We start from the raw sequence: 6,668 nt of genomic DNA, 5'->3' as shown, positions 1-6,668 counted from the left end.
GGCTCGTGAGAAGCGGGCGCAAGGCCTGCCACCTCCGGATTGATCGGGTTTCCGTTCTTGTCGAGTGTGCCGAAGACCACATAGGTGTGGCCATAGCTCAACGCATAACGCGAGCGAAATTCGATAAAATGCCGGTTTGCGGCGACCTGTTTCGGCGCGGCCGCTGACAAATTGTTGCTATCTGATGTGAAACGTGGCTGGGGGGGCTTGTCTTCCGTCTGGCAGGACGCCAGCGCGCATGCCATCGCAATCACAAGCGACAGACGGCCTTTTCTAAGGGTCATCAAACGCTCCATCTACCTGCCCTGACGAGCACGGGCGTGAAATCAGCCGATCAGCCACTCTTGCACGCCGTGGTTTTTAAACGGGATGAAGCCTGGCGGGTTAAAGGGGGGAAGGGCCAGGTTGGCCCTTCCCCTAATCGAAGGCCAACTTACTTGTAGACCGCTGCCGCTGCTGGCGGCGGGGCCTTGCCTTTTCCTTTGCCAATGTCCCACCCGCAGGCACTAAGATTGGCAACGGCAAACAATGCGATAATCACGACTACAATTCTGCTCATCAAGAAGTCCTCTCCTCATGTGGATAGCTTATCGAAGGCAACACATCAGAGTCTAGCGACAAACCGCGCCTTGGCTAGTGCAGAAAGAACACAGTTTGCAGCTTCACTACATTAGCAGTACGAAATGCACATGGCCAACCCTTCGACTTCGAATGGTAAACGCCATCAGATAGCAGTACTCGGGTGCCAACCGCCGCACGACTTTAGAGATCGACGGCGTTGGCGTTGGTCCATGCGCACGCAACCATTCGACACCGCAGGCCGATCGACCAGGGCTCGTTAGTTCCGTGTATAAGGAACATAGTGTCCTATCCGCTTTGGTAAAGGGAGAGCGCAACTCCACCAAGCGGATTGAGAAGTCCACCGGGCAAGCCATTGGCTATCGCCTCAGCCGAGGCTTACGCTGCATCTTTCGTCGGTCGGATTTCCAAGGAAGGCGCCACTCCATCTTGTCACCAATCTTCGCCTCGCCTTGAAACTCAAGCCTTGCTGCCCGACAGCTGCACCATGGCGTGTCGCTCGCTCTCCTGGCTCGACATAGTGGAGAAAACGTTCGCTCGCGTCGACGACAGTGGTTCCCGCCAAGGGGCACCGGCGTGAGATAACGCAAATTTGATAAGTGTATGCTAATCAATAGAGATGTGCTGTTATCGCGGCGCGGCAGGCCGCGATGGTGGTGGGCGCCAAGTCGTTTGAACGAGGAATGAAACGACTTGCGCCATCCGTCGCCTCTGCCCGATAACAGGCATGGGAATAAGGACTGGAATGATGAAACTTGGCCTCGATGGCAAGATAGCGGTGGTGACGGGAGCAGGTTCGGGAATAGGTGCTGCTATTTCCCGGCAGCTCGGCAGCGAGGGGGCGCAAGTCGTAGTCGCCGATATCGATGCCGATGCGGCAGAGCGGATAGCCGGCGAGATTTGTTCGCTGGGAGGAAGCGCCCTCCCCTTCGTCGTTGATGTCACCGACCCGGACTCTGTCGGGCGGCTGATGGACTTCGCCGTTAAGGAATGCGGGGGCCTCAATCTTGCCGTCAACAACGCTGGCGTACACGGCGCCCGCAAGCCGACAGGGGACTATCCGCTTGACGAGTGGCACCGGGTGATGAAGGTCAATCTCGACGGCGTTTTTTACTGTATGCGGCACGAGATCACCGCCATGATGGCGCGCGGCGGCGGCGCGATCGTCAACGTTTCGTCCATTCTGGGGACCGTCGGATTGCCGCTGGCCTCGGCCTACACGGCCGCCAAACACGGCGTCGTCGGCCTGACGAAAGCTTCAGCGATCGAGTATGCGCGCTTCGGCATCCGCATCAACGTTATCGGCCCGGGCTGGATCGAAACCCCGCTATTGAGCGAGCATCAAGAACTCGCAAGCTCCAAGCGCATGGAAGCGCTGCAGCCGATGGGCCGGCGCGGCAAGCCGGAAGAGGTTGCCGCGCTCGCGTGCTTCCTGCTGTCTGAACAGGCGAGTTTTATAACCGGTAGCTACCAGGCGGTGGACGGCGCGTACACGTCGCATTGACTGGCCCTGACTCACCTTTCCTGATGGGACTTTCCGCCGCATGATACTCGACCCGACCTGGCAGGACATCCTTCTTCGATTATTGCTGACGGTGGGGGCTGGCGCCCTCATCGGTTTCAACCGGGAGGTTCACGGTCATTCCGCCGGGCTCCGGACGACCATCCTCGTCGGCCTTGCCGCTTGCGTAACAATGGCCCACGCCAATTTGCTGCTGTCGACCGTCGGCAAGGCGACCAATTCATTTGTCAACATCGACGTGCTGCGCCTGCCGCTCGGCATCCTGACGGGCGTGGGCTTCATTGGTGGCGGCGCGATCTTCAGGCGTGAGAACCTCGTCACCGGCGTAACGACCGCGGCAACGCTGTGGGCCATTACCGCCATCGGGCTGTGCTTCGGCAGCGGCCAGCTAGCTCTTGGCGGTGCCGCCACCGCGCTTACCATCATCACGGTCTGGCTGCTCAAATGGCTGGAAAATCGCATCCCCCGCGAGCGTCGCGCACTGATGGCCGTTGCCTCGTCAGGTGATTCCGGGGTGCCCAACCTGACGCGACTGCTTGAGGGAACAGGTTACAGACCGCGCTTTGTCAGCGTGAGGAGACAGCCAGACGGAGAGCGCACAACCTTCGACATCCGCTGGCGCAGCATCTCCTATGAGCGACCTCACGAGCTTCTGACGCTAGTCGGCGAGCACCATGTGATCGAGACCTTTGAAATCGTTGGCGCGGCAGGCCCGGATGCATAGTTCGGCGGCGGTTGGCGGCCGCTGCCTTAAAAAGCGCCAAAAGCAGATGTTGAGGTAAGCTCCGAGCAAGGATTTCGAACAACGATACCGCTCATTCCAAGAGTCGGCCTTAAGCGTCGCGCAGTAACATACCGGCCCGCACAACTGACGCATAAGGGTTTTTGAATCTGCGCAAGTGCTTGCGTTCAGGAGAGAATTGGGTCGAACGCCGCTTGCGCCATCGCTCAGGAACGGTGCTATGCGAAAGATGGTATATGACTGGACAGGTCAGCGTACTCGCAGATTGAAGGCAATGCGCATGGCGACGATCGCCATGCTTCTCGTCCTACTGGCGAGCATCCCCGCGATGCTGCTTCATTGAAATGACCGCCAAGAAGGCGTGGGGCGCCATCGCCTCACGCCGAACTTAACGACATCACTGGTCCTTTTTGCCCGCTGATTTCGGCTTGCGGGAAACGTTTTCGCCTGCCTTCGGATCGAGTTGCAGGCAGTCGAGCGTGCCGAGAAGCGCGATCAAACCCAGCAAGAGGAAAGCGAGCCGGAATTCGATGCCTGGCGCCCCGCCGAGACCCAAGGGTACGGCGACGACCTGGCCTATGCGTATGCCGATCGCTCCGAGCGCGATCCCCATGCCCATGGTCAGCTGAAACGCGGTGCTGAACAGCGTGTTTGCGCCGGTCATCTGCCGCTGCGGGACGTCGGCGAAGGCGATGGTGTTGAGTGCCGTGAAATGCATCGAACGGCAGAGGCCGCCGATGAAGAGAACCGGCAGCATGAACCAGAGCGGCGTCTCCGGTGAAAACAGCGCGCAGGCGGCGATAAAGAGGGCGTTGAGCAAACCGTTGACGATCAGCACCGGCTTGAAACCGAAGCGCCTGAGGATAGGCGTGGTCGCGGGTTTCATCGCAAGATTGCCGGCAAAGACCGCAAGCGTCAGAAGCCCGGCGTGAAAGGCGCCGAGCCCAAACCCCGCCTGCAACATTACCGGTAGAAGAAAGGGCACAGCGCCGATTGCCATGCGAAATAGCGACCCTCCGGCAAGCGTGATCGCGAAGGTCGGCTCTTTCAGCGCGGCCAATTCGATCAACGGATGATCAGCGCGTAGAAAATGCACCGTCGCAATCGCGAGCAGTACGACGCCGATTGCGGCGTAACCGGCGGTCAAAGCCCAGTTCGGCGCATCGCCCCCGACCAGCTCCAGCCCATATGTCAGGCTCGCCAGCCCAACGCCGCTGAGGATGAAACCGATCCAGTCGAACGGGCGCTTTTGCGCGACCTTCGTCTGAGGGATCAGCCGTAGCGCAAAGATCAGCGCCAGCGCGCCGAGCGGCAGGTTGAGGAAAAAGATCCAGCGCCAGGTGGCGTGGTCCGTAATGAAGCCGCCGAGCGGTGGACCGAGGACTGGCGCGACCAACGCGGGCCAGGTGATGGTGGCGATCGCCGAAATCAACCGCTCCTTGGGCGTATTGTTGAGCACCACAAGCCGTCCGACGGGCACCATCATTGCGCCGCCGATGCCCTGCAGGACCCGCATGGCGACGAAGACCGCGAGACTGTTGGCAAAGCCGCAAAAGACGGAGGCAAGGGTGAAGATGACGATGGCAGATGAAAAGACCAGGCGCGCGCCTAGGCGATCGCTGATCCAACCGCTGATCGGGATGAAGATACCGAGCGTCAGCAGATAGGCGCTCATACCAATATTGAGATCGACAGGTCGCGCACCGAAGGACACCGCCATCTGCGGCAGGGCCGTCGCGATGACCGTGCCGTCGAGGTTCTCCATGAAGAAGGCGCCGGCAACAAGAAGGGCGATCACAAGCGGCGAACCGGAGGCGGGAGGCGCCTCGCGGCGTGTGAACGTGTCATTCATGGAAGGGCTGCTCCGAATCCGGACAAGGACGTCTATCGCTATTTACGCTCTTGGTTTTGTCTGTCGATGCCGTTTTTGAAGCGATCACATCGAAAAGAGCGGCACGGCGCGTCGCTACCAATCTCATCCATGCGCTCGATAATGGATCGATAGACTTGGCGCGCAACGCGTGTGGACCACGCTCCTTGACGCTTTTCATCAACGCCGGCGTGGATTATGACAGCCATACGACAATCGACGATTGGAATTGATGATGATGGGATGGTTCCGGGCGCTCCTGCCCCGCGAAGACCGGTTTTTCGATCTTTTTGCGCAGCATTCGCGCACGGTGGTCAGCGCTGCGGAATCCCTACAGGCTCTTCTTGCCGGAGGAAGCGATACGGAGAAGCACTGCCGACGGATCGTCGAACTTGAGAACGAGGCCGACAACATTACGCGCGAAGTGCTGCTCGCGGTGCGCAGGAGTTTCATTACCCCTTTCGATCGCGGCGATATCAAGGACCTGATCATGTCGATGGACGATGCCATCGACATGATGCACAAGGCCGTCAAGACGATCCGGCTGTTCGAGCAGACCAGCTTCGAGCCCCGCATGCAGGAAATGGGCGTAACCGTCGTGCAGGCCGCCAAGCTGGTGGCCGAGGCGATCCCGCTTCTCAGCCGCATCGGCACCAATGCAAGTCGTCTCAGCACAATCACCGAGGAAGTGGTTCGCGTCGAAGGACGATCCGACGAGCTGCACGAGCAAGGCCTCAAGGATCTGTTCCGCCGCCACGGCACCGGCAACCCCATGGCCTATATCATCGGCAGCGAGATATACGGCGAACTGGAGAAGGTCGTCGACCGCTTCGAGGACGTCGCCAACGAGATCAGCGGCATCGTGATCGAGAACGTCTGATGGAGTTGACCCTCGCCTTCCCGCTGCTGGTCGCGCTGATCGCGGTCGCGCTGTTTTTCGATTTCCTGAACGGGCTTCACGACGCCGCCAATTCCATCGCGACGATCGTTTCCACGCGGGTGCTGCGGCCGCAATACGCGGTGCTTTGGGCGGCCTTCTTCAATTTCATCGCTTTTCTGTTTTTTGGGCTGCATGTGGCGCAGACGGTCGGCACCGGCATCATAGATCCGCACATCGTCACGCCGCAGGTTATCTTCGCGGCGCTGATGGGCGCGATCGTCTGGAACATCGTGACGTGGGCGTTCGGCATCCCTTCCAGCTCGTCGCATGCGCTGGTCGGCGGTCTCGTCGGCGCGGGCCTTGCGCGGAGCGGCTTTAGCTCCATCGTCTGGTCGGGACTGCTTAAAACCGCCGGCGCCATCGTGATGTCGCCGCTGATCGGTTTCGTGCTGGCGCTGTTTCTCGTCCTGCTGGTCACATGGATCTTCGTTCGCCAGACGCCCTTCGCCGTCGACAACAGCTTCCGCATCATGCAGTTCTTCTCCGCCTCGCTCTATTCGCTCGGGCATGGCGGCAACGACGCACAGAAGACGATGGGCATCATTGCCGTGCTGTTATTCTCGCAAGGACAACTCGGACCGGAGTTCCATGTGCCGCTCTGGGTCGTGCTTTCCTGCCAGTCCGCGATGGCGCTCGGTACGCTGTTCGGCGGCTGGCGCATCGTGCATACGATGGGGTCGAAGATTACGCGGCTCAACCCGATGCAGGGCTTCTGCGCGGAAACCGGCGGAGCGCTGACGCTGTTCGCGGCCACCGCCCTTGGCATTCCCGTTTCGACGACGCACACGATCACCGGTGCCATTATCGGCGTCGGCGCAGCGCGCCGCCTTTCGGCCGTGCGTTGGGGTCTTGCTGGCAACATCGTCATCGCCTGGGTGATCACCATGCCGGCCGCCGCACTCATTTCCGCGCTTACCTATTTCCTTGCCAGCCTGATCGGTTGATCCTTGCGGTCCGGCGGGCCTGGTGCGGCCTTCGAGCGGTTAGGCCCAATCGAGTGGTGCGATTGACAGCT

General features: G+C 60.2%; 7 protein-coding genes and 1 pseudogene. 5 read left to right on the top strand and 3 right to left on the bottom strand.

Annotated elements, in window-relative coordinates; all coding sequences use genetic code 11:
* A pseudogene (locus AB4048_RS15015) lies at positions 1–284 on the bottom strand (hypothetical protein); the annotation flags it as partial.
* 149 nt (positions 285–433) lie between these two features.
* Entirely contained in the window at positions 434–559 is a 126-nt protein-coding gene (locus AB4048_RS15010) for an ABC transporter (protein ID WP_442202762.1), read from the bottom strand.
* A gap of 768 nt (positions 560–1,327) precedes the next feature.
* On the opposite strand from AB4048_RS15010, the gene AB4048_RS15005 reads away from it, so the two are divergent.
* The 3 genes from AB4048_RS15005 to AB4048_RS14995 all read left to right on the top strand — a co-directional run bounded on the left by AB4048_RS15005 (position 1,328) and on the right by AB4048_RS14995 (position 3,186).
* The gene (locus AB4048_RS15005) at positions 1,328–2,083 is read left to right on the top strand and encodes an SDR family NAD(P)-dependent oxidoreductase (RefSeq protein ID WP_442202768.1); all 756 of its coding nucleotides are present in this window, start codon (positions 1,328–1,330) and stop codon (positions 2,081–2,083) included.
* Positions 2,084–2,123: 40 nt separating this feature from the next.
* Positions 2,124–2,825: an MgtC/SapB family protein gene (locus AB4048_RS15000; protein WP_442202761.1), complete on the top strand. Its 702-nt coding sequence runs from the start codon at positions 2,124–2,126 to the stop codon at positions 2,823–2,825.
* Between the two features lie 238 nt (positions 2,826–3,063).
* The gene (locus AB4048_RS14995; RefSeq protein WP_442202770.1) at positions 3,064–3,186 is read left to right on the top strand and encodes a hypothetical protein; all 123 of its coding nucleotides are present in this window, start codon (positions 3,064–3,066) and stop codon (positions 3,184–3,186) included.
* Positions 3,187–3,240: 54 nt separating this feature from the next.
* Here AB4048_RS14995 and AB4048_RS14990 read toward each other — a convergent pair whose 3' ends face one another.
* Complete coding sequence (locus AB4048_RS14990) at positions 3,241–4,695, bottom strand: DHA2 family efflux MFS transporter permease subunit (RefSeq protein ID WP_442202760.1); 1,455 nt, start codon at positions 4,693–4,695, stop codon at positions 3,241–3,243.
* Between the two features lie 253 nt (positions 4,696–4,948).
* Between AB4048_RS14990 and AB4048_RS14985 the strand changes: the two genes are divergently transcribed.
* Together AB4048_RS14985 and AB4048_RS14980 are read left to right on the top strand one after the other, a co-directional pair.
* The gene (locus AB4048_RS14985; protein WP_442202759.1) at positions 4,949–5,593 is read left to right on the top strand and encodes a DUF47 family protein; all 645 of its coding nucleotides are present in this window, start codon (positions 4,949–4,951) and stop codon (positions 5,591–5,593) included.
* Positions 5,593–6,597, top strand: a complete 1,005-nt coding sequence (locus AB4048_RS14980; RefSeq protein ID WP_442202758.1) for an anion permease — start codon at positions 5,593–5,595, stop codon at positions 6,595–6,597. Before AB4048_RS14985 ends, AB4048_RS14980 begins: the two co-directional genes overlap by 1 nt.
* Positions 6,598–6,668: the final 71 nt, after the last annotated feature.

Origin of the sequence: Rhizobium sp. RAF56, assembly GCF_052113965.1 — a bacterium.
Taxonomy (GTDB): Bacteria; Pseudomonadota; Alphaproteobacteria; order Rhizobiales; family Rhizobiaceae; genus Rhizobium.
Note: the sequence above shows the minus strand (reverse complement) of the source record. Positions and strands in the feature narration are given on the sequence as shown.

What these genes read in the sequence shown, in the direction of transcription:
- AB4048_RS15010 (WP_442202762.1), bottom strand. Translation starts at nt 559, where the DNA reads ATGAGCAGAATTGTAGTCGTGATTATCGCATTGTTTGCCGTTGCCAAT.
- AB4048_RS15005 (WP_442202768.1), top strand. Translation starts at nt 1,328, where the DNA reads ATGAAACTTGGCCTCGATGGCAAGATAGCGGTGGTGACGGGAGCAGGT.
- AB4048_RS15000 (WP_442202761.1), top strand. Translation starts at nt 2,124, where the DNA reads ATGATACTCGACCCGACCTGGCAGGACATCCTTCTTCGATTATTGCTG.
- AB4048_RS14995 (WP_442202770.1), top strand. Translation starts at nt 3,064, where the DNA reads ATGCGAAAGATGGTATATGACTGGACAGGTCAGCGTACTCGCAGATTG.
- AB4048_RS14990 (WP_442202760.1), bottom strand. Translation starts at nt 4,695, where the DNA reads ATGAATGACACGTTCACACGCCGCGAGGCGCCTCCCGCCTCCGGTTCG.
- AB4048_RS14985 (WP_442202759.1), top strand. Translation starts at nt 4,949, where the DNA reads ATGATGGGATGGTTCCGGGCGCTCCTGCCCCGCGAAGACCGGTTTTTC.
- AB4048_RS14980 (WP_442202758.1), top strand. Translation starts at nt 5,593, where the DNA reads ATGGAGTTGACCCTCGCCTTCCCGCTGCTGGTCGCGCTGATCGCGGTC.